The sequence below is a fragment of the Halobacterium zhouii genome (genome assembly GCF_021249405.1).
Lineage (GTDB): Archaea > Halobacteriota > Halobacteria > Halobacteriales > Halobacteriaceae > Halobacterium > Halobacterium zhouii.
Genome location: NZ_CP089595.1, coordinates 12,054 through 30,223, shown reverse-complemented (window position 1 = coordinate 30,223; position 18,170 = coordinate 12,054). Strand labels below are relative to the sequence as shown.

Here is an 18,170-nt window from a genome sequence, read left to right as displayed (position 1 = left end):
TTACTCACAACGACTGGAGTCGATCCGCGATATCGGTAACGGTCTGATATTCTGGCTCCGAATACGCGATCACACGAACATCGGTGAGCGACGTGGGCTCGTACGACCAGACTTCTTCACAGACCAGTTGTGCACCCGTCTCGAAATCGAAACCGGCAGCTCCTGTCCCGAGAATAGGAATGACGAGTGACTCACAGCCGAGTTCGTCGGCTTTTTCGAGTGTATTTCGAGTGGCTTCGCGAATGCTCTCGGAGGTCGCTCGACCGTCTCCGTAGTGGGGCATCGCCGCTGCATGAATCACGTAGTCAGCGTCGAGGTCATACGCATCAGTGACGGCCACGCCGCCGAGGTCAACTGGACCTTTCGAGACGGCCTCCTCGTTGATTGGGCCGTTCGCGCCGCGTCGGAGCGCGCCGGCGACACCGCTGCCCATCTGTAAGCTCGTCCCAGCGGCGTTCACCAGTGTATCCGCACTCTCGGCCGCGATATCGCCTTGAATGACGGTGAACTCCATACGAAGACGTACACGGACTGAACAGTAAAATCCACCCGACGATCAGCACCACTTCTCGAAGCAGTTCCGCGAGCAAAAGACGACCGTCCGTGTCTCCGTCGAATCTGATCGGCCAGACCGAAGCGTCGCGTAATAGTGTGCAGTATCGAGATCGACCGTCGAGCCACAATTCAGACACTCCGTCGTCTCCGGCGTCCACATAGCTCGTCGCATCAAATCCTCTACCGTCCACTCTTCATCACCACAGGCTATTGATGAGCGATTCTCAGTCACCTCACCCTGTAGGACGACCAACCATACAATCCCTTCGATGGATGGTCTACCCCCACACCCACTGGACTACTCGTCGTCGCTCTCGGGATAGGGAATCGTAATCGTATCTCCATCATCAGGGAGGAACGCATTGTCACCGAATCTCTCGATAGCCTCGTTCTCGAGCGGCTCAGCATCGGTCGCGTACCGTGAGGAGATATGTGTGAGTGCGAGTCGCTTAACATGGGCCTGCGAGGCGACAGTAGCTGCCTCCTGGGCCGTCGAGTGGCCGGTTTGTTGCGCCCGCTGCTGTCGGTCCTGAGTGAACATCGCATCGTGGATGAGCAAATCCGCTTCCGAAGCGACCGAAACAACAGGCTCTGTCGGTCGGGTATCGCCGGTATAAACGACGCGCCGCCCCGGACGTGGGTCATCGACGACCTCCTCTGGCTGAACGACAGTTCCGTCCTTGAGTTCCACGGGGGATCCCTCGTGGAGCTGTTGGAACTTTGGCCCGACAGGAACACCAAGATCTTCGGCTCGCTCACGGTCGAATCGACCTTTTCGCTCGGCTTCGACGAGTGCGTATCCAACGGAACGTGTTCGATGGTCGGTCTCGACGGTTCGAATCGTGTACTCGTCACGCTCGATAATCGGCTTCCCAGGCGTCGCATCGTGTACCTGAACACGAAAGCCCGGTGTCGTCCCTGTCGCGTCGAGGAGATTCTCAACATCTCCAGAGGTACCTGCGGGTGTGTAGATGTCAAGAGGTGCAGTTCGCTCGTTGAAATCGAGCGTCTGTAGAAGCCCAGGAAGACCAAGGACGTGATCACCGTGGAGATGTGTGAGAAAGATTATGGAAACGTCGAAACCGGTCGAGAAGCGCATCATCTGTCGCTGTGTCCCCTCTCCGACATCGAAAAGAAATCGTTCCCCTTCTCGGCGAAGCAGGATTGCACTCGGATTGCGCTGGGTCGTCGGAACTGCCCCACTCGTTCCGAGAAAGGTCACGTCCATAGTCTCAGTTCGGGGTGCAATGCGGAAAGCAACTTCGAGATTCGCGGATACGACTCCGACGACTCCATCGGTACGATATTACTCGCTCTTGTCCTGTCGCTTGATCTCGTGACGACCGAACCCATACCGGAGACGATTGGCAAGACGCCGTGAGAATCGCGAGTTGCGACTACTGAAGCGTTCGGCCAGTGCGCCGTAGATGAGGGGAACAGGGACCTCCTGTTCGAGCGCTTCCTGGACAGTCCACGTTCCAGTCGAGCCACCCGCAACGTAGTCTGCAACGCCATCCAGATCGTTCCCCTCTTCGCGGAACGCCTCTTCACAGAGTTCGAGCAACCACGAGCGGATTACCGCTCCGTTGTTCCACGTTCGTGCTACTGCTTCGAGGTCGAGATCGTATCGTCCGTTCGCGAGCAGTTCGAAGCCTTCACCGTACGCCTGCATCAGCGCGTATTCGACGCCGTTGTGGATCATCTTCACGTAGTGTCCGGAGCCTGCTGGCCCCATCCGTTCGTGGCCGTCAGGGCCTGTCGCGACGGCATCGAATACGGGTTCGAGTTCGTCGTATGCCCACTCCGGACCACCAACCATCAGCGAGAAACCGCGTTCTGCACCGGCGGGCCCGCCACTCGTTCCACAGTCTAGATACGCAGCATCAGTTGACTCTGCTCGCCGAATCGAATCCTGAAAGTTCGAGTTCCCGCCGTCGACGACGATATCATCACTGGCGAGCGATGGTTCGAGTTCGTCAAGCGCAGCGTCAACTGGGTCACCCGCTGGCACCATAAGCCAGATGCGTTTGTCGTCGCCAAGCTGATCCGCAAGATCCGAAATCGATGCTGCCCCCGATACTCCCCGTTCAAGAGCCGTTGCAACTGCGTTCTCGTCAATATCGAAGGCCACGATGTCATGACCGGCAGCGAGAACCCGATCCACGACGATCTGGCCCATTCTCCCGAGCCCAATTATACCGAGTTTCATACGTGTTCTCCTCTGTAGTCGTGACGGTCGGGACTCGACAGTTTCGATACTGAATAGAGCACCCGGTGGGCTCAGATACACCTCTTTGCGGTCCAAGGGATTGTTACGACTGAGCAGAGAGTGTGAGATGGCGGCAGTGACGAATGGTTACCCCTCTGAGCCCCTTGTGATGACGCGGGAATCCGAGCCGCCATTTCATTCCGATAGAGTCCAGAGTTACTGCTGTCGCGTGGAGCGAGCTGTTCGAACGTCGGCCCCATCCCGAACTTTGTCTTCACAGCTAGGACACACTCGAACAGTCTCCATACCCTCTGGTGCAAACACTCGCACATAGGCCTCAGTCACGAACGAGCCACAATTGTCGCAGGAAGGCATCGTATTTCTCTCTGGTCAACCAGTAGGTATAGGTATTCGGTTCGCTGGATACTGAATTCAAACCCGTTTCATCGTGTATTGACACACAGGGCACTTTCGCTCGTTGCCGTCTACCTCGAAATCAGACTCCTGACCGGTCCACCCGCATTCCGGACACTGTGCAACGTCAGCGGTCATTCTCCTTCGAGATGGAGAGCCCAGCCCCATCTATCTTGGTATATGATACCGAACGTCTCATAACCACCTGCAAGCGGACCGGTTGTTTTTAGTCCACGCCACCGCTATCGTCGCATATGGGTTTTGGGAGCTATGACGAATCCGAGCAGCAGAACCAGGACGTCAATGCCGATGATGACGATAGTGAAGGCGTGAGTGTCCACGAAAACGAGCACGAAGGCGAGATCACGTTCGAAACGGACGCCTCCACCGATGAACTCATGGACCAGCTCGCAGAGATCAAGGACGGCGCTGACGAAGAGTAAAATCGACACCTGGCCCTATTTTCCGGTATTACGAACTGGTCGACCGCACGGCATCTTTGACATCCTCCCAAACCGCTTCGATGGATTGCTCCCCATCGATTTCGATTAGTTCCCCACGGTTCCGATAGAACTCGATGAGCGGCTGCGTGTTTTCCTGGTAGACGCGTAGCCGCTCACGGGCGGTTTCTTCCTGATCGTCCTCCCGGTGATAGAGGTCACCACCACATTCCTCACACGTCCCAGTCTCCGCCGGTGGGTTGAACTCGACGTGGTAGTTTGCCCCACAGTCAGAACACACTCGTCGCCCAGTAAGCCGGTCAACCAGTACATCTTCGTCGACCGCTAAGTAGAGTACCCCATCGAGATCGGTGATCGAGTCGAGATATTCGGCCTGATCGTGATTCCGGGGATAGCCGTCGAGCACAAACCCATCTGCAGCCGTTAGTTCTGCTTCGACGATCTCGTTGACGACAGGGTCTGGAACGAGTTCGCCTTCGTCCATGAAACTCCGGGGCATACCGTACTCTGTCTCCATGTCCTTGTTCGCGCGGAGCGCGTCACCGGTCGTGACGTGCGCGAGATCGAATTCGTCGACGAGGCGTTCGCACTGCGTTCCCTTCCCGGCACCAGGCGCTCCGAGAATGATGAGGCGTAAATCTGCCATACAGGTCAGCGTCTACGAGCAGCCCTAAAACATCGCTGAAATCGAAACTACGCCTCGCAGCGTGTCATAGAACTATTCTCGTACGCTTCGAAATGACCGAAATGATCGATACAGACGACCTATCTGCCACTCAATACAGAAAACGAGCATATCGGGAAGTGATTTCTCGAGGTACTATTTTCTCCCTCCGGAGAGAAACTATGAATATGGATGGCGATTCGGATGTGACTAATATTGCCCTAGAGGAACCAACGTGGCTCACGAAGTTGCGTCCACAGGTTGTCGGTTCACGCTGTTGGAATCGGCTGCATTTAGAAGCCGAAAGCCACGGTAAGTTCTTGAGTTTCCTCAGTTATCTGCCTGCGATAGTCATCACAACTATCGGTATCGTGATTTCCCTTCTTCTGTATGCCATCGGATATACCCTCACACGTCCAGATGCTATGATGGGCGGAGATTAACGACACGACTGTTCAATACAGGGGAAGGGGTGAGTCCTTCAAAGGGTTTATGTCACATGACAATCGATAACACACTTGGCGGCCTCCCCAAAGGTTGGGGCCAACGGGAGCGTCTGAGGCCATCGCTCCCATCTCCTCATAATATGGTCGAATAGATGCTCCTCTGTGAAGTTCGCAATCCTACCTAACGGCTATTTCAGCCCACTCATCCTGTAACAATCTCTTGTGGAGGATTCTATGACACGCTGCCTAGTATCGTGCAGTCCCGACGGCGTTCGACTACCGAGAACGACGTTACAGCTCGAGTTCGGTGGCGCTATCGACGTCGAACCGAATAACTTCGGGTTCGCCGGCGAGGAGATCCGGCAGTGCCGCCTCAAACTCCTGGAAGTGTGCTGTTTCCGTATGCGACTCGAACGCCTCTCCGTCTTCGTACTGCTCGAAGAAGCGGATGACGTTCGAGTCTTGGACATCCGTCGTCGCCCGGTACTCGATCATCCCGTCCTCTGCCTGCGACTGCTCGACGAGGTCGTCGACCAGTTCGAGCGCTTCCTCACGCCGATCCGGATCGATCGGAAAACTCGCGTGAAGTACGATCATCGACAGCCCGGGCCACAAACTGCCAGCCCAAAAGTTCTCCTGATACCTCCCGTTGCTTACTGGAAGCCACGGGGACCGCTCCCGGTCGTGTTCGGCCAGCGTTCTCGGTCGAGTTCTTCATCAATCCGCTCGTAATACTCACTGGTCGCATCGGTCATCGTCGGTCGGATCCGGTCGATAGCGCGATCGAAATGACGCATCGAAATGACCTCCATGTCATCTCGTAGCGCTTCGATTGCGGCCTCTCGGGTGAGATTCTCGAGATCGCTCCCCACGTAGCCGTCGGTCTGTTCGGCTAACTCGCGGAAACTCACGTCGGAGGCGAGCGGCGTTTCTTCGGTATGCACCTTGAGGATCTGTTCGCGATCCTCGAATGTTGGTTCCTCAACTTTGATCAACCGGCCGAACCGTCCCGTCCGCAGGAGTGCCGCATCGAGCATATCCGGCCGGTTCGTCGCCCCGATTACGACCACGTCTTCCATCGACTGGAGGCCGTCGAGTTCCGTCAGGAGCTGGTTGACGACGCGGTCGGAACTCCCACCGTCCGGACCCTGGGCACGGCTCGTCGCGAGACTATCGAGTTCGTCAAAGAAGACGATCGAGGGCGAGACGTTTCGTGCTTTCTGGAAGACCTCCCGGATCGCTTCTTCAGATTCGCCGACCCATTTCGAGAGGAGTTCCGGCCCGCGAACCGGAATGAAATTCGCGTCCGTTTCGTTGGCGACGACTTTCGCGAGGAGCGTCTTCCCCGTTCCGGGAGGTCCATAGAGAAGGACGCCCGACACTGCATCGATCCCGAGTCGTTCGAACTTCTCCGGGCTATCGAGTGGCCAGACAACACTCTCGCGAAGCTCTTGCTTGACGGTATCGAGCCCCCCGACGTGCTTCCACGTTACCTCTGGAATCCGAACGTCGACCTCGCGGAGCGCAGAGGGCTCGATTCCGGAAAGGGCACGTTCGAAGTCGACCGCTTTGACGACTATCTGCTCGACGAGAGACGGCGGTATCTCGTCCTCCTCGATATCGATCTCCGGAAGATACCGTCGGAGGGCGTGCATCGCGGCCTCCTTCGTGAGTGATTCGAGATCTGCACCGACGAAGCCCTGCGTCTGCGTCGCGAGATCACTTGGATGGACGTCTTTCGCCAGTGGCATCGCTCGGGTATGAATACGGAGGATCTCCTCCCGGTCGGCTTCGTTGGGAACATCAATCTCGATTTCCCGGTCGAAGCGGCCAGGGCGTCGAAGCGCTGCATCGACCGCATCGTGTCGATTCGTCGCACCGATAACCACGACCTCCCCGCGGTCGTCAAGTCCGTCCATCAACGAGAGTAGCTGGGCGACAACCCGGCGTTCGACCTCTCCCGTGACCTCCTCTCGGCTCGGAGCGATCGAGTCCAGTTCGTCGATGAAAATGATCGCGGGGGCCTCTGCTTGCGCCTCCTCGAAGGTGTCACGGAGCTCTTGCTCGGATTCGCCGTAGTACTTCGAGATGATCTCCGGCCCGGCAATCGAGTGGAAGCTCGCGGCGGTCTCGTTGGCGACGGCTTTTGCAAGGAGCGTCTTTCCTGTGCCAGGCGGCCCATACAGGAGGACACCTTTCGGTGGTTCGATACCCAGCCGGTCGAAGAGCTTGGGATGATTGAGTGGGAGTTCGATCATCTCCCGGACGCGGTCGAGTTCGTCCTGAAGTCCGCCGATCTCGTCGTACGTTATGCCGTCCTCTGTTCGGACTTCGGGATTCTGCGAGACTGGCGTTTCGCGAACTTTAATAGTAGTGTCGTCAGTGACTTCGACGACCGTTGCAGGATCGACATCGGTCGCAACGAAGGTGAGCGTATCTCCGGGCGAGCGCAGGAACGGCTGCGTGCTCTGGGCAGTTATTGGAACGAGATTATTTTGGGTGACAGAGCGGTGGAGTAACTGCTGTTTGACGATACCGACAACATCGGGATTGAGCGGGATCTGTATCTCGTCGGTCGGTGCGAGCGTGACCTCGTCGGCGAACTGAATCGACGCTGACCGTACAGTAGCTCGCTCCCCGAGAGCGACGCCCGCATTGTCCCGAGCAAAACCATCGATACGAATAATATCCTCCTCCCAGTCCTCGGGATCGGCCCGCTGTGCTTTCATAACCGCCGTCTGCTCCCCCTCGATAGCAACGAATGCGCCAGGACTCAGTTCGAGTTCCTCGAGGCTAGACGGGGCGATTCGAGCAATCCCTTTCCCAGTGTCGGTCGGATACGCTTTCTCGACTGTGAGCTGAATCTCGGTCATATCCCAAACTCTTCGGCAGTAATCACGTGTAGGTCGGCAACCGATACTGAAAAAGGGTGTGGAGGGAGACAACGGCTCTCAAAGCGACGGCCACGCAGACTTTTTACTACTACTGCGAGAATCGGCTTCCGTGGCGAACGCACCCGAACAACGGACAAACATCCCGCGGCAGCGGTTCGATTTCACTCACCAGCCCGAGACGGATCAATCGTTCGAGAACGCGTTAGACAAGGCGAGAAGCGGCGAGCGACTGACTGTGGCCGACGGCGTCGAGCTGATGACTACAGGATCGGATCGACAGGGAATTGATCCGACGCGCAAGGAGGCTGTTCTCGAAGCGGCGGATCGTCGACGGGCAGAACAGGTCGGTGAGGAAGTCACGTTCGTCGCGAATCTCAACAATAACGTCACGACCGCCTGCAACACGGGTTGTCTCTTCTGTAATTTCAAGGATCGCTCCGAGCAGTTCCGAACATCGTATCAAGACGACCATGGCGGCTTCACGAAGACGCCTGCAGAATCGCGGGCCATCGTTCGTGATGCGCTCGAGAAGGGCATCTACGAGGTAACGTCCGTGTCAGGCCTGCATCCCGCATTTGCGCTCGACGATGAACATCGCGAAATCCTCGAATCGAACGAGCGTGGGGATCTGAACTATCGACCTCCCAGCGAGTACGAAAAGAACCCTGGCACGTACTGCGCCCAGATGGAAGCGATGGACGTCGGTGGTGTCCACGTACATTCGATGACACCCGAGGAGGCGTATCACGCCCAGCGCGGTGCGGACTGGGGCTACCGTGAGGTCTACTCGCGGCTGCAAGACGCCGGGCTCGACTCCGTTCCGGGGACAGCTGCTGAAATTCTCGTCGACGAGGTGCGGTCGGTCATCTGTCCCGGGAAAATCAGTACCGACGAGTGGCTCGACGCGATGACCGCAGCGGCCGACGTTGGCCTGCCGATGACCTCGACGATCATGTACGGCCACGTCGAGAACGAGATGCATCGCGTGCTCCACCTCAAGCGGATTCGCGAGCTTCAGGACAGGACCGGAAACATCACCGAATTCGTCCCGCTTTCGTTCGTGCACCAGGAGACGCCGCTCTACGAGCGCGGCATGGTCTCTACTGGGGCCTCCCATGTCGAGGACGAACTGATGATCGCCGTCGCTCGCTTGTTCCTCGACAATATCGATCACATCCAGTCGTCATGGGTGAAGTTCGGGAGCGCAAAGGGATTGAAACTGCTCTCCTGCGGAGCAGACGACTTCATGGGAACGATACTCTCCGAGGAGATTACGAAGCGGGCCGGCGGTGAGTATGGCGAGTTCCGCTCGTTCCAGGACTACGTCGACATGATCACCGCCATCGGTCGGATCCCAGTCGAACGGTCGACGGACTATCAGCAGTTCCGACGACTCGACCCTGACGATCCGCCGTATGGACCGGCTCTCGGTCCGGAGGCTGATGGAACTCCAATGCTCCCTACTGCGTGAGTCCCGACACTACAGTACTTCCCTCACGGGCGAATCTACATCGGCGAAAAGCCGTGGGAGGGGATCGAACCCTCGACTAGACGCTTACAAGGCGTCTGCTCTGGCCAACTGAGCTACCACGGCACACAGCAGAGGTCAGAACGAGAAACGCTTAATCAGTAGCGATATTATTTCGTGGACATGTCAATAGCGATTCTGCCTCACTACTGACTCAATAACTGAGAGCAGGGCGATTAGCTATCAATTCGAATTGCAGTATTATTGCTACCAGTCTGAGTATCATCGAAGCCCGCGAATGCAGTATGGAGGCGGTCGTAAGTTTCCTCGACAGCTTGGACGATAACTTTGGTATCTCCGATAACGGGCATGAAGTTAGTGTCCCCTTCCCATCGAGGAACGATATGGGTGTGCAGGTGATCGTCAATCGACCCCCCACTTCCATCCCCGAGATTGAGTCCAGCGTTAAATCCATCGGGGTCGAACGCCTTCCTCATCGCTTCGAACGTCCGTGTCTTGAGCTGCGCATGACCAAGCAATACCTCATCAGAGAGGTCCTCGTACGTCCCTGTATGCACCCGCGGGATGACCATGACGTGCCCTGGGTTATAGGGGTAGTTGTTGAGCATGACGAACGCGTGGTCGTTTTCCGCGACGATTAGATGCTCACGATCGTCGTCTCGCTCCGGGAATTCACAGAAGACGCACTCGTCCACATCGGGATTCTTATCCTCCCGCTCGATCCATTCAATCCGCCACGGAGCGAAAATCTCGTCCATACCGTTCATTCCGCCATCACCGATTTACCTCCTGTGAAAGGCAACTGTCGATTCTCTCGATGCTGAACTCTTCGGGACGATCCTTGGCGACAGTATTACAAAACTCGTGACTCGCCGGGAGACTTTCGATTAGTCGTGCAACGGAAGGCATCTATCGAACTCTTTTAAGTCGAATAGGATCAGCAGTCCTCGACGGGCGGTGCAGGATTTGAACCCGCGACAATCTGGTCCGAAGCCAGATACTCTATCCAGACTGAGTTAACCGCCCACGGACAGAGGTATCGAATTCTATCGCATAAGACCGACGATGTGGTAATCGATCCTGCTACAGTTCCCCGTGGACCAACTACTCTGGTGAATTAGACTCGTTCGAAGAGCGCAATCCTTTCCACGCGGGGATTTCTAGAGTTAGAGGTGCCTTTGGACGATACTATTCGAGACCGTGTTATCTTCCTGGCCGGGAAAGCAGCGGGTGTCGATTGTCCAAACTGCGAGTTCAGAAGCCGCGACGTCCAACTGGACGCCGTCAGCCTCACGAACACCTCCTGCCCGGAATGTGGGACGACGATCCTAACCGAAGACCAGAAATCACAGCTCCGACAGGCTGGCAAGCTGTGAATTGCGGTATTTAGAAGTGGAGATCCTGAAACGACCAGTCCGAGGGTAGATCCAGCTCGAGATCAGCAATCAGCGCTCTCAATCGTGATTCGATCGATGGGTTCCAGTCGAAGGTGTATTCAGATTTGTCCCACCACTTCCAGTACCGTGGCACAGTCGGTTCAGACGTCCGATCAGGGCCTACGAGACACTCGATAAGGAACCGCTCCTTTGGGACTGTCCGGTCGGGAGTCAACTGGACTGAGAACTCGATCGACTCGTCGGTGACAAGTCGCTCCAGCAGCTCTGTTGCAGCCGCCTGATCGGCATAAAATGCCAGTTCGAGTGCCGACTGCACCCACCGAGGGTTGTCCTCGACACTCTCCTGGAGATACGTCGCGACAGAGTGTGAAGAATGACCGATACCCCAGCCGTACGTCCACGCTTCCTGGCGAGCAAGGAAGCGATCAGACACGCTCGAATAAGCACGGAGATATCGAAGTGCCGTGCTTGGAATCGCCTCGACATCGTCTGATACCGGGTTCGAATGACGAACCGCCCCACGCCATTGACGAGAACGTGACTACAGGCGGGGACGCCAAACTCATCACGCGGTGAATATGTTTCGAGCAGCTCGTCGTAGAACGCCCATCCATGCTGTAGCGCAGTTTTTTCGAGTGAGTTCGCGATCGGGCGATAGTACTGCCAGCGAAGTGAGCGGAGATCCGATGATGAATCCGAGGTCGCTGTGAGTGCTTCCTCGTACGTAGCAACGACTGTTCGCACCGAGTCCGGCTCCTCCGGCGTTGCATTGGTCACAACCTGATCAAGTTCGTCCATACTCACACTTTACCTATTAGAATGCGAGACGGGACTACGAAAAGTAACTCGCGGTTCTATGACCCACTTATCGACGGTGTTCGAGTTCGGCTCGAAGATCGTCGAGCGTGAGATCGTGCATCGAGAGGAGTACTAACAGATGATAGACGAGATCAGCACTCTCGGCGGCAATCTCGTCGGTATTTTCGTCTTTGGCGGCCAAGACGAGTTCGGTCGTCTCTTCACCTAGCTTCTCGAGGACGGCGTTGTCTCCCTTCTCGTGGGTGAACAACGACGCCGTATAGGAACCGTCAGGAAGAGTCTCTTTCCGGTCCTCGATGATCGCAAACAGTTCGTCGAGTATGTCTTCGGTCACGAAAGCACCACCCTGGATACGAGTCTCATACTGAACGTGCGTCACCGCGTTGCCAGAGATGTTTCGATATCCGCCTCATCGAAGACGTATCCAAGACGCAGTACCCGAAGGAATCTATTCCGACCCAGTAGCATCCGACTCGGTGAGCCGATAGAGCCGCTGTCGCGCGTCTGCGAAGTAAATATCGTCCTCGACGACGCCGGCGGATTCGAGTTCGTTTAGTGCATAGCGTACCGTCCGTGGAGACAATAGGGATTTTTCTGCGATCTGTTTCTGGGTCAGTTCGCCGTTGTACTCGAGGACCTTGTAGACAAGCTTGGCACTCGGCGCTAGATCGGACACGCCCTCCGTGCCACAGGTCGACATATCGGACAGATCCATTTGGCGTAGGATGCCCGTTTGAAAATAGTCTGCGATACGTGGCCTTCCCTACGTGAGTTCGTATTATCGGGAGGAGAGACTGATGGCTAAGAGGTAAGATTTTATCGCCTCCCTAGCGAGGGCTAACTGGATTGTGAAGAATTTGGACGAAGAGGAACTCTTCACGCATATCGACTCGGGACAGTTCATCGATCACTATGTCGATCGGTTCGTTCAGGATGTCGAGACGGACCGTATCTCTACATATGAGTTCGACAGGATGCTTCTCGCGGAGGGCGGCGAAGGGAACATTCCTGGAGAAGTGATCTGGGGAGCTATTCGTGATTTTTCGAAGCACATCGGGATGCTCTCTGATATCCCAGACGACGCCGAGACAATACGAGACGTACAGCGATATCTCCAGCACCTCAATGCGAATCCGAATGAACAGGCGGTCAGTGCCTTCTTCACATATCTCCAGGAGAACTACGAGTCTATCACGACTATTTCCGAGAACGCGCTCATCGAAATCCCCGATCCGACCGCTCCGAAGATCGGGGACTACCCGGTCGTCGACGTGATTCTCTACGCGCATCCCGATGGAACAGTAATGAAAACGGTCGAAGCGACACTCTACAGCGCGAGTTTCTCCGTCGACGATCCGGATGCGGTGTTCGACCACGTTAGCCAAAAAATCCCGTCGAGAGACGTCGGGCAATACGCCGATGACGTCTATCAGGCGACCGTTGAGGAGTTCCGAACCCGACTGACGTCCAATCTGATCGATAATCTGGATCGAGAAACGCTCACCGAAGCAGGCTATACAGAACTAAAGGAAGAACCGATCCCCGAAGACATAAATCGGCTTCACGCCGGGAAAACTGCCAGCTACTGGCAGAAAGAGATCTGGAACGTCGACGGGGTCGACGCTACAACGGGGTTTGCTCGAATATGGTTCCTCCCGGACGAAGAGGTCGGCGTCGTTGGCCCATCCGCAGGTGATTTCGACACGGACACTGCGATCTCTCGAATAAAAGCCGAATTGCAGTAATGGCACTCCCCAACCGACGGTCTATCAAGCGTAGAGAAACCATTTCATTTATAATGTATTTTATTTGCCTGGAGAGACGAGAAAGGGTATGTCACCCTCAGAGCTGATCGAGCGACTGAGCGAACACACCCCAGAGGGCGTGACTACCCACGATCAGCGGCAATTAGATGTCTTCGACAGGGACTCTTCGTGACGGAGAATCGAACGAAGCAGTCGCTAGCTCTCCGATCGATACACTCTGATCCAGAATGGACTTCCGCGTCCTCCAAGGCGACATTGCCCAACAAGAGGCGGACGCACTGGTGAACGCTGCGGGGACCTCGCTCAAGATGGGAAGTGGCGTTGCCGGCGCGTTACTCGACGCAGCAAACGGGCCACTCGAACGCGACGCAGTCGCTCGTGGACCAGTCGAACTGGGAGACGTGATCGTCACAGACGCGTACAATCTCGATGCCGACTACGTGATTCATGCAGCTGCGATGTCCCATTCAGGCCCGCACCCAATCGCAACTGCCGAGAGTCTCCGTGAGGCCACGCAAAATTCCCTCAAAACAGCCGATAATCTCGACTGCAAATCGCTGGTACTGCCATTGCTTGGCTGTGGCTCTGGCGGATTCCACACGCACGAAGGCGCACCCCTCATCTGCGACGAGATCCGGGCGTACGAACCGATAACACTCGAAGACGTTCGTGTTATCGCCTACTCGGACCGAGACCGAAACATCCTACGACAGCTCGTGAGCGACCAGTAGCACCCCGAGACGGGTCGACTGAGTGGTGTTTCAAACCTGTTCTCATGGGTCCGCTACTCCAACGGCGGGAAGGTAGTAGCAATACCTGACAGAAAGGGCGTGACCGATAGAGAGGTCCCATGCGCCACGGCGGCTTCTTTTTTGTACTGGAGACGCTAAACCAGCCGCTCAGCAGCCGCGGAGTTCGCGAGAGGTGTCGTCAGGACTCGCGCCACTTGTGGCCGCACTCGACGCAGGTGAACAGCCGAACCTCGTAGGAGCCACCCGGCTTCGGCATCATCTCGTAGTAAGCCCGGTCGCTGTCGCAGTCCTCGGCCGGACAGGGCTCCTGCATCGTCTCGGTGGAGTCCTGATTCGCGTCGGCTACGGCGGGTGCCCCGTCGTCCCGCTGTCCATCCCGGGTCGTCATCGCCGCTTCTGCTTGCGAGTCTCGCGGCTCCTCGTGCTCACAGGAGCGACACACCCACGTGTCGCCCTCCGTGTGCATCAGCGAACCACACTCATCACAGAACTGCATATAAATGGGAGTACACGGGTGCCGGATTTATGTGTTAACTTCCGATCCGTGGAGTTCAGGCAACTGCTCATACTGACTGTATCTCGCACGGCGTCAGAGACGTTCCACGTATTTGGCAGTTGAATATCGGCCACGAGAACTCACACTTTCAGGCTTGAAGCTACACTGAGAGACGTACGATATCAGACGTCCGCTACTGGAATTCGATATCGGCGCGGTCGGTAGTTTCGCCGAACAGCCAGTCGGCGTGCTCGACGGCGTACTCGCGGTGGCCCTCTTCGATGAAGCCGAGCGCATCCTGCACGACGACCGGTCGGTAATCGCGGAGCCCTGCGCTCCCGGCCGTGTGGAGGACACAGACGTTCGCGAGCGTCCCACAGATCAGGAGGTCGTCGATCCCGTGCGTATCGAGATGCCCTTCGAGATCGGTCCGATAGAACGCGTCGTAGGTGTGCTTGACGACGACGTGGTCCTCGTCTCGCACATCGAGGTCGTCGACGAGCTCCGCATCCCACGTCCCCTCGACGACGTGCTCGCCCCACCGCTCGAACTCGTCGTAGTAGTGGGCATCATCGAACTGTTCGGGCGGATGGACATCGCGCGTGAAGACGATTGATGCGCCGGCATCGCGGCCAGCCTGGATGACCTCGTTCACGGGATCAATCGCCTCCTCGCTCGCCGGCGCATACAGACTGCCGTCAGGGTGACAGAATCCGTTCTGCATGTCCACGACGATAACCGCGGTGCTCTCTGGATCGTATGCCATATGCGAACGATTCGGCTCATCAAAGATAGATATTGTGTCGAATCGGGTTCTGAAGAATCTCTACTACAACGTAGGGAGGTGTACAAGGTTTTTGTCCAGATAGGTGCGAGGTAGCATACGGACGAGCCTCATCGGCTCCCGGTGATATCACCGTGAGACGCGGAGGCTCTAGGCAGGTAACCGCTATGAGCCAGTTCGATATCATTCCACCCGAGACGATCAAGTCAGGAGATGCAACCGACGCCTACTTCGACCGGACAGTCGAGACACTCGAATATGCAGACCGGAATCCACAGGTTGTCGCCGAAATCACGGCCGACCAGTTCCCAACCGGCGAGTTCGAACTCCTCGCCGGCGTAAAAGACGCGGCCCACCTCCTCGAGGGATTGCCCATCGACGTGGATGCACTTCCCGAGGGCACGCTCTTCGATGGCGGTCCCGTGTTCCAGATCGAGGGGAACTACCTCGATTTCGCCCGGTACGAAACAGCGCTATTAGGCTTTCTCTCTCACGCCTCGGGGATTGCGACGAACGCGCTCCGTGCTCGCCGCGCTGCTCCCGACTCACTCGTGTTGAGTTTCGGAACCCGACACGTTCATCCGTCGATCGCCGCCGTTGTCGAACGGTCGGCGCTACTCGCTGACCTCGATGGAATCTCACACGTCGCTGCCGGTGAGCTCATCGGTCACGAAGCTGGCGGAACAATGCCCCACTCCTTGATGATCTGTTTTGGAAAAGGAAATCAGGAAGCAGCATGGCGAGCGTTCGATGAAGCCGTCAATGAAACCGTCCCACGAGTGACCCTCTGTGATACCTACTCCGACGAGGTAGACGAAGTCCTCCGTGCGGCGAATGCCCTCGGCGAGTCGCTCGAAAGTGTCCGGCTCGACACGACCAGTTCACGTCGGGGTGACTTCCGCCATATCGCCCGTGAGGTTCGATGGGAACTGGAAGCGAACGGACACGAGGAGATAGACATCTTCGCGAGTGGAGGAATAACCCCCAAGACGATACAAGAATTGCGGGACGTTGTCGACGGGTTTGGTGTCGGAGGCTACGTGAGTAATGCTGATCCGATCGATTTCGCCCTCGACATCGTTGAAGTCGAAGGGGAACCCGCCGCGAAGCGCGGGAAACTCTCGGGCCGTAAGCAGGCCTATCGAACTGCTGATGGCGGGCACTACGTCGGACTTGCTACACACGATGGGCCAGCGGATGGAGAGGCATTACTTACCCCCCTCATTCGTGACGGCGAAATCGTTCACGACTTCGACCTGGACACAGCGAGAGAACGGGCCGTAACCGAGGCAAAGCGAACAGAATTCACGCCATAGAATATCCTACGTCGGCCTCGTAGGGGATCACAGCGATATCATCACTCGGACTTGAAAAGCGTCAGTTCTTCGGTTTCGTAGATGTTGATGAGTTCATTAATGAGTTCGTCATAGGTTTCGTCCTCGATACGGAGCGAATCGAGTCGCTCAACCGTATCTTCATCAAGTGAAACTTCGGGCATCATCCGATCGTCACCACGGAAGCGATATAATCTCTCGGAAGCATCGCTCAGAAATTCCCTCGATCTATTTTCTTATATGATTCACTTCGCACACGGGGTGCCGAACCGGGATATCAACGGGAAACAAACGGACTGCGTCGAGTGGGGAAGAAGATCAAATTCCGGGATAGTGGCACAGAAGTAGCTTACTCAGGTACCGAATCAGCGACGATCTGTTCGTGATCAAAGCCTATCTCGGGCAACAAAGCAGGATCAAACGTGTCTACTTGATAGGCCTCCTCTCGCGGTATCGGTGTCTCGTCCCCAACGGGAGTACATCGATAGGCTGCACTCACGTTTCCGCGCTCGTCTCGGTCGGGATCATCGTAGAGACCGACGAATTCCTCGATAGTTACGTCGAGGCCGACTTCCTCCTTCGTTTCTCGGATACACGCTTCCCGTGCAGTCTCATTTGGTTCGACGAGTCCACCGGGAAGAACCCACGATCCTTCGAACGGTGGATGATTTCGTTCGAGAAGGACAACTTCTCCATCGATTACGATAACAGCGTCGGCCGTCAGTGCCCGTACATCGACCATACGGATTGGTTCAACAACCGGGCACTAAGATATGCAGGAGAAGCAGTCAGGGGGTCAGAATACCTCAGCCGTGACTGTCCCCAAGATTACAATCCCGGAGTATGAGAACGACGAGCATACCATATGGGGTTGGAACCCGTAGAACTAGCTGATGCCCGAAGAAGTACTTTTCAAGACAGAGGAACCGCACTCCCGGTCGGAGATCGCCGAAACGCTCGTCGCTGCTGCCGAGCAGATCGAAGCAGGGACAGTCCAGCTAGAGAGTACGGATCAATCAGAGACTGTCACTGTTCCCGAGGAACCGACGTTCGAAGTCGAGCTCGAACGTCTCACCGACTCGGAAACCGGAGAACAACGATACGAGCTCGAATACGAGCTTCACTGGACGGAATAAGCGCCCCGATAATGGGACCGATCCTCAAAAGGCGGTTCCCTGAGACGCCTCGTAGGTGCCGACTAGCTGCGTCGCTGCGAGAATCTCAGTCTCCATCGCGATCGCCGACCCCAGCCGTGCTTTCCGCGTTTCCTCGGGCATCTCAAGTTCGGAATCGAGCGCGAGGAGCTTGAACCGGTAGTCGTGACTCCCCTCTGGCGGCGAGGGTCCACCGTATCCCTGTTCGACGTAGTCGTTGTAACCCTCGACAGCGCGAGCAGCGTCCCAATCCTCCGGAATCGTTCCGATATCGGGGTCGATGTCCCAGGCCAACCAGTGGTCCCACGTGTGGCCGGCGACGGGCTGTGCATCGGGGTCGTCAAGCACTAACACCAAAGTATCAGCCTCAGCCGGAACGCCGCTAATATCGAGCTGTGGATTGGCGTTCTCGTTGACGTAGCCGGTCGAATCAGGCATCGGCTCGCCGTCATCGAAGGCAGGACTCGTCAGTTGAAGATTGCCTTGCTGTTCGACATCTCCGTGAAGTGGTGTTGACATATCCTATCGACCTCCGT

At 56.5% G+C, this 18,170-nt stretch carries 21 protein-coding genes, 2 tRNA genes and 1 pseudogene; 6 read left to right on the top strand and 18 right to left on the bottom strand.

All coding sequences use genetic code 11. The features are described from left to right. Window positions 1-4: 4 nt before the first annotated feature. From LT970_RS14115 to LT970_RS14725, 4 genes are all read right to left on the bottom strand, one after another. On the bottom strand, window positions 5-514 hold the full coding sequence (locus LT970_RS14115; protein ID WP_232688974.1) for a macro domain-containing protein: 510 nt from the start codon (window positions 512-514) through the stop codon (window positions 5-7). Between the two features lie 339 nt (window positions 515-853). Then, a complete protein-coding gene (gene rnz, locus LT970_RS14110; protein ID WP_232688973.1) occupies window positions 854-1,783 on the bottom strand; it encodes a ribonuclease Z in 930 nt (309 codons plus the stop codon). 78 nt (window positions 1,784-1,861) lie between these two features. Continuing rightward, on the bottom strand, window positions 1,862-2,764 hold the full coding sequence (gnd, locus tag LT970_RS14105) for a phosphogluconate dehydrogenase (NAD(+)-dependent, decarboxylating) (protein ID WP_232688972.1): 903 nt from the start codon (window positions 2,762-2,764) through the stop codon (window positions 1,862-1,864). Window positions 2,765-2,980: 216 nt separating this feature from the next. Next, the gene (locus LT970_RS14725) at window positions 2,981-3,139 is read right to left on the bottom strand and encodes a DUF7563 family protein (RefSeq protein ID WP_432419620.1); all 159 of its coding nucleotides are present in this window, start codon (window positions 3,137-3,139) and stop codon (window positions 2,981-2,983) included. A gap of 293 nt (window positions 3,140-3,432) precedes the next feature. Here LT970_RS14725 and LT970_RS14100 point away from each other — a divergent pair, with 293 nt between their 5' ends. After that, window positions 3,433-3,621, top strand: coding sequence for a DUF5786 family protein (locus LT970_RS14100; protein ID WP_232688971.1), 189 nt, complete (start codon window positions 3,433-3,435; stop codon window positions 3,619-3,621). Window positions 3,622-3,649: 28 nt separating this feature from the next. Here the strand turns inward: LT970_RS14100 and LT970_RS14095 are convergent, their stop codons facing one another. The 3 genes from LT970_RS14095 to LT970_RS14085 all read right to left on the bottom strand — a co-directional run bounded on the left by LT970_RS14095 (window position 3,650) and on the right by LT970_RS14085 (window position 7,622). After that, a complete protein-coding gene (locus tag LT970_RS14095) occupies window positions 3,650-4,285 on the bottom strand; it encodes an adenylate kinase (protein WP_232688970.1) in 636 nt (211 codons plus the stop codon). Between the two features lie 755 nt (window positions 4,286-5,040). After that, window positions 5,041-5,346, bottom strand: a complete 306-nt coding sequence (locus LT970_RS14090) for a putative quinol monooxygenase (RefSeq protein WP_232688969.1) — start codon at window positions 5,344-5,346, stop codon at window positions 5,041-5,043. Window positions 5,347-5,402: 56 nt separating this feature from the next. Further along, window positions 5,403-7,622 (bottom strand): CDC48 family AAA ATPase, encoded by a 2,220-nt coding sequence (locus LT970_RS14085; RefSeq protein ID WP_232688968.1) that lies wholly within the window; start codon window positions 7,620-7,622, stop codon window positions 5,403-5,405. Between the two features lie 130 nt (window positions 7,623-7,752). Between LT970_RS14085 and cofH the strand changes: the two genes are divergently transcribed. Continuing rightward, window positions 7,753-9,114, top strand: coding sequence for a 7,8-didemethyl-8-hydroxy-5-deazariboflavin synthase subunit CofH (gene cofH / locus LT970_RS14080; protein WP_232688967.1), 1,362 nt, complete (start codon window positions 7,753-7,755; stop codon window positions 9,112-9,114). Window positions 9,115-9,163: 49 nt separating this feature from the next. Here cofH and LT970_RS14075 read toward each other — a convergent pair. The 6 genes and pseudogenes from LT970_RS14075 to LT970_RS14050 form a co-directional block, all read right to left on the bottom strand. Beyond that, window positions 9,164-9,237 (bottom strand) — tRNA-Thr (locus tag LT970_RS14075). Window positions 9,238-9,347: 110 nt separating this feature from the next. Beyond that, window positions 9,348-9,890, bottom strand: coding sequence for an HIT family protein (locus tag LT970_RS14070; RefSeq protein ID WP_232688966.1), 543 nt, complete (start codon window positions 9,888-9,890; stop codon window positions 9,348-9,350). 193 nt (window positions 9,891-10,083) lie between these two features. Then, window positions 10,084-10,158 (bottom strand) — tRNA-Arg (locus tag LT970_RS14065). Between the two features lie 360 nt (window positions 10,159-10,518). Next, window positions 10,519-11,327: pseudogene (locus tag LT970_RS14750) on the bottom strand (DUF8137 family protein). Window positions 11,328-11,394: 67 nt separating this feature from the next. After that, on the bottom strand, window positions 11,395-11,682 hold the full coding sequence (gene hisE, locus LT970_RS14055) for a phosphoribosyl-ATP diphosphatase (protein WP_232688964.1): 288 nt from the start codon (window positions 11,680-11,682) through the stop codon (window positions 11,395-11,397). A gap of 114 nt (window positions 11,683-11,796) precedes the next feature. Then, a complete protein-coding gene (locus LT970_RS14050; RefSeq protein WP_232688963.1) occupies window positions 11,797-12,048 on the bottom strand; it encodes a winged helix-turn-helix domain-containing protein in 252 nt (83 codons plus the stop codon). 148 nt (window positions 12,049-12,196) lie between these two features. Here LT970_RS14050 and LT970_RS14045 point away from each other — a divergent pair, with 148 nt between their 5' ends. Both LT970_RS14045 and LT970_RS14040 read left to right on the top strand, forming a co-directional pair. Next, window positions 12,197-13,093, top strand: a complete 897-nt coding sequence (locus tag LT970_RS14045; protein WP_232688962.1) for a hypothetical protein — start codon at window positions 12,197-12,199, stop codon at window positions 13,091-13,093. Window positions 13,094-13,341: 248 nt separating this feature from the next. After that, window positions 13,342-13,845, top strand: a complete 504-nt coding sequence (locus LT970_RS14040) for a macro domain-containing protein (protein ID WP_232688961.1) — start codon at window positions 13,342-13,344, stop codon at window positions 13,843-13,845. A 199-nt stretch (window positions 13,846-14,044) separates the two neighbouring features. Here LT970_RS14040 and LT970_RS14035 read toward each other — a convergent pair whose 3' ends face one another. Beyond that, window positions 14,045-14,362: an RPA12/RPB9/RPC11 RNA polymerase family protein gene (locus tag LT970_RS14035; protein ID WP_232688960.1), complete on the bottom strand. Its 318-nt coding sequence runs from the start codon at window positions 14,360-14,362 to the stop codon at window positions 14,045-14,047. A gap of 193 nt (window positions 14,363-14,555) precedes the next feature. Then, window positions 14,556-15,128, bottom strand: coding sequence for a cysteine hydrolase family protein (locus tag LT970_RS14030; RefSeq protein WP_232688959.1), 573 nt, complete (start codon window positions 15,126-15,128; stop codon window positions 14,556-14,558). Between the two features lie 185 nt (window positions 15,129-15,313). On the opposite strand from LT970_RS14030, the gene LT970_RS14025 reads away from it, so the two are divergent. Continuing rightward, on the top strand, window positions 15,314-16,462 hold the full coding sequence (locus LT970_RS14025; protein ID WP_232688958.1) for a nicotinate phosphoribosyltransferase: 1,149 nt from the start codon (window positions 15,314-15,316) through the stop codon (window positions 16,460-16,462). A 41-nt stretch (window positions 16,463-16,503) separates the two neighbouring features. Here the strand turns inward: LT970_RS14025 and LT970_RS14020 are convergent, their stop codons facing one another. Continuing rightward, window positions 16,504-16,644, bottom strand: coding sequence for a DUF7557 family protein (locus LT970_RS14020; RefSeq protein WP_232688957.1), 141 nt, complete (start codon window positions 16,642-16,644; stop codon window positions 16,504-16,506). Window positions 16,645-16,829: 185 nt separating this feature from the next. Continuing rightward, window positions 16,830-17,222 carry an NUDIX domain-containing protein gene (locus LT970_RS14015; RefSeq protein ID WP_232688956.1) on the bottom strand — a complete coding sequence of 131 codons (393 nt, stop codon included), beginning with the start codon at window positions 17,220-17,222 and terminating at the stop codon, window positions 16,830-16,832. Window positions 17,223-17,373: 151 nt separating this feature from the next. Between LT970_RS14015 and LT970_RS14010 the strand changes: the two genes are divergently transcribed. After that, window positions 17,374-17,616: an amphi-Trp domain-containing protein gene (locus LT970_RS14010; protein WP_007996256.1), complete on the top strand. Its 243-nt coding sequence runs from the start codon at window positions 17,374-17,376 to the stop codon at window positions 17,614-17,616. 24 nt (window positions 17,617-17,640) lie between these two features. On the opposite strand, the gene LT970_RS14005 is transcribed toward LT970_RS14010, so the two are convergent. Beyond that, the gene (locus tag LT970_RS14005) at window positions 17,641-18,153 is read right to left on the bottom strand and encodes a YbhB/YbcL family Raf kinase inhibitor-like protein (RefSeq protein ID WP_232688955.1); all 513 of its coding nucleotides are present in this window, start codon (window positions 18,151-18,153) and stop codon (window positions 17,641-17,643) included. Window positions 18,154-18,170: the final 17 nt, after the last annotated feature.

Coding starts and splice junctions, on each gene's coding strand:
- LT970_RS14040 (WP_232688961.1), top strand. CDS start 13,342: ATGGACTTCCGCGTCCTCCAAGGCGACATTGCCCAACAAGAGGCGGAC.
- LT970_RS14010 (WP_007996256.1), top strand. CDS start 17,374: ATGCCCGAAGAAGTACTTTTCAAGACAGAGGAACCGCACTCCCGGTCG.
- rnz (WP_232688973.1), bottom strand. CDS start 1,783: ATGGACGTGACCTTTCTCGGAACGAGTGGGGCAGTTCCGACGACCCAG.
- LT970_RS14100 (WP_232688971.1), top strand. CDS start 3,433: ATGGGTTTTGGGAGCTATGACGAATCCGAGCAGCAGAACCAGGACGTC.
- LT970_RS14015 (WP_232688956.1), bottom strand. CDS start 17,222: ATGGTCGATGTACGGGCACTGACGGCCGACGCTGTTATCGTAATCGAT.
- LT970_RS14025 (WP_232688958.1), top strand. CDS start 15,314: ATGAGCCAGTTCGATATCATTCCACCCGAGACGATCAAGTCAGGAGAT.
- LT970_RS14030 (WP_232688959.1), bottom strand. CDS start 15,128: ATGGCATACGATCCAGAGAGCACCGCGGTTATCGTCGTGGACATGCAG.
- LT970_RS14005 (WP_232688955.1), bottom strand. CDS start 18,153: ATGTCAACACCACTTCACGGAGATGTCGAACAGCAAGGCAATCTTCAA.
- LT970_RS14085 (WP_232688968.1), bottom strand. CDS start 7,622: ATGACCGAGATTCAGCTCACAGTCGAGAAAGCGTATCCGACCGACACT.
- gnd (WP_232688972.1), bottom strand. CDS start 2,764: ATGAAACTCGGTATAATTGGGCTCGGGAGAATGGGCCAGATCGTCGTG.
- LT970_RS14725 (WP_432419620.1), bottom strand. CDS start 3,139: ATGCCTTCCTGCGACAATTGTGGCTCGTTCGTGACTGAGGCCTATGTG.
- LT970_RS14070 (WP_232688966.1), bottom strand. CDS start 9,890: ATGGACGAGATTTTCGCTCCGTGGCGGATTGAATGGATCGAGCGGGAG.
- LT970_RS14020 (WP_232688957.1), bottom strand. CDS start 16,644: ATGCCCGAAGTTTCACTTGATGAAGATACGGTTGAGCGACTCGATTCG.
- LT970_RS14090 (WP_232688969.1), bottom strand. CDS start 5,346: ATGATCGTACTTCACGCGAGTTTTCCGATCGATCCGGATCGGCGTGAG.
- LT970_RS14115 (WP_232688974.1), bottom strand. CDS start 514: ATGGAGTTCACCGTCATTCAAGGCGATATCGCGGCCGAGAGTGCGGAT.
- LT970_RS14095 (WP_232688970.1), bottom strand. CDS start 4,285: ATGGCAGATTTACGCCTCATCATTCTCGGAGCGCCTGGTGCCGGGAAG.
- LT970_RS14050 (WP_232688963.1), bottom strand. CDS start 12,048: ATGTCGACCTGTGGCACGGAGGGCGTGTCCGATCTAGCGCCGAGTGCC.
- LT970_RS14035 (WP_232688960.1), bottom strand. CDS start 14,362: ATGCAGTTCTGTGATGAGTGTGGTTCGCTGATGCACACGGAGGGCGAC.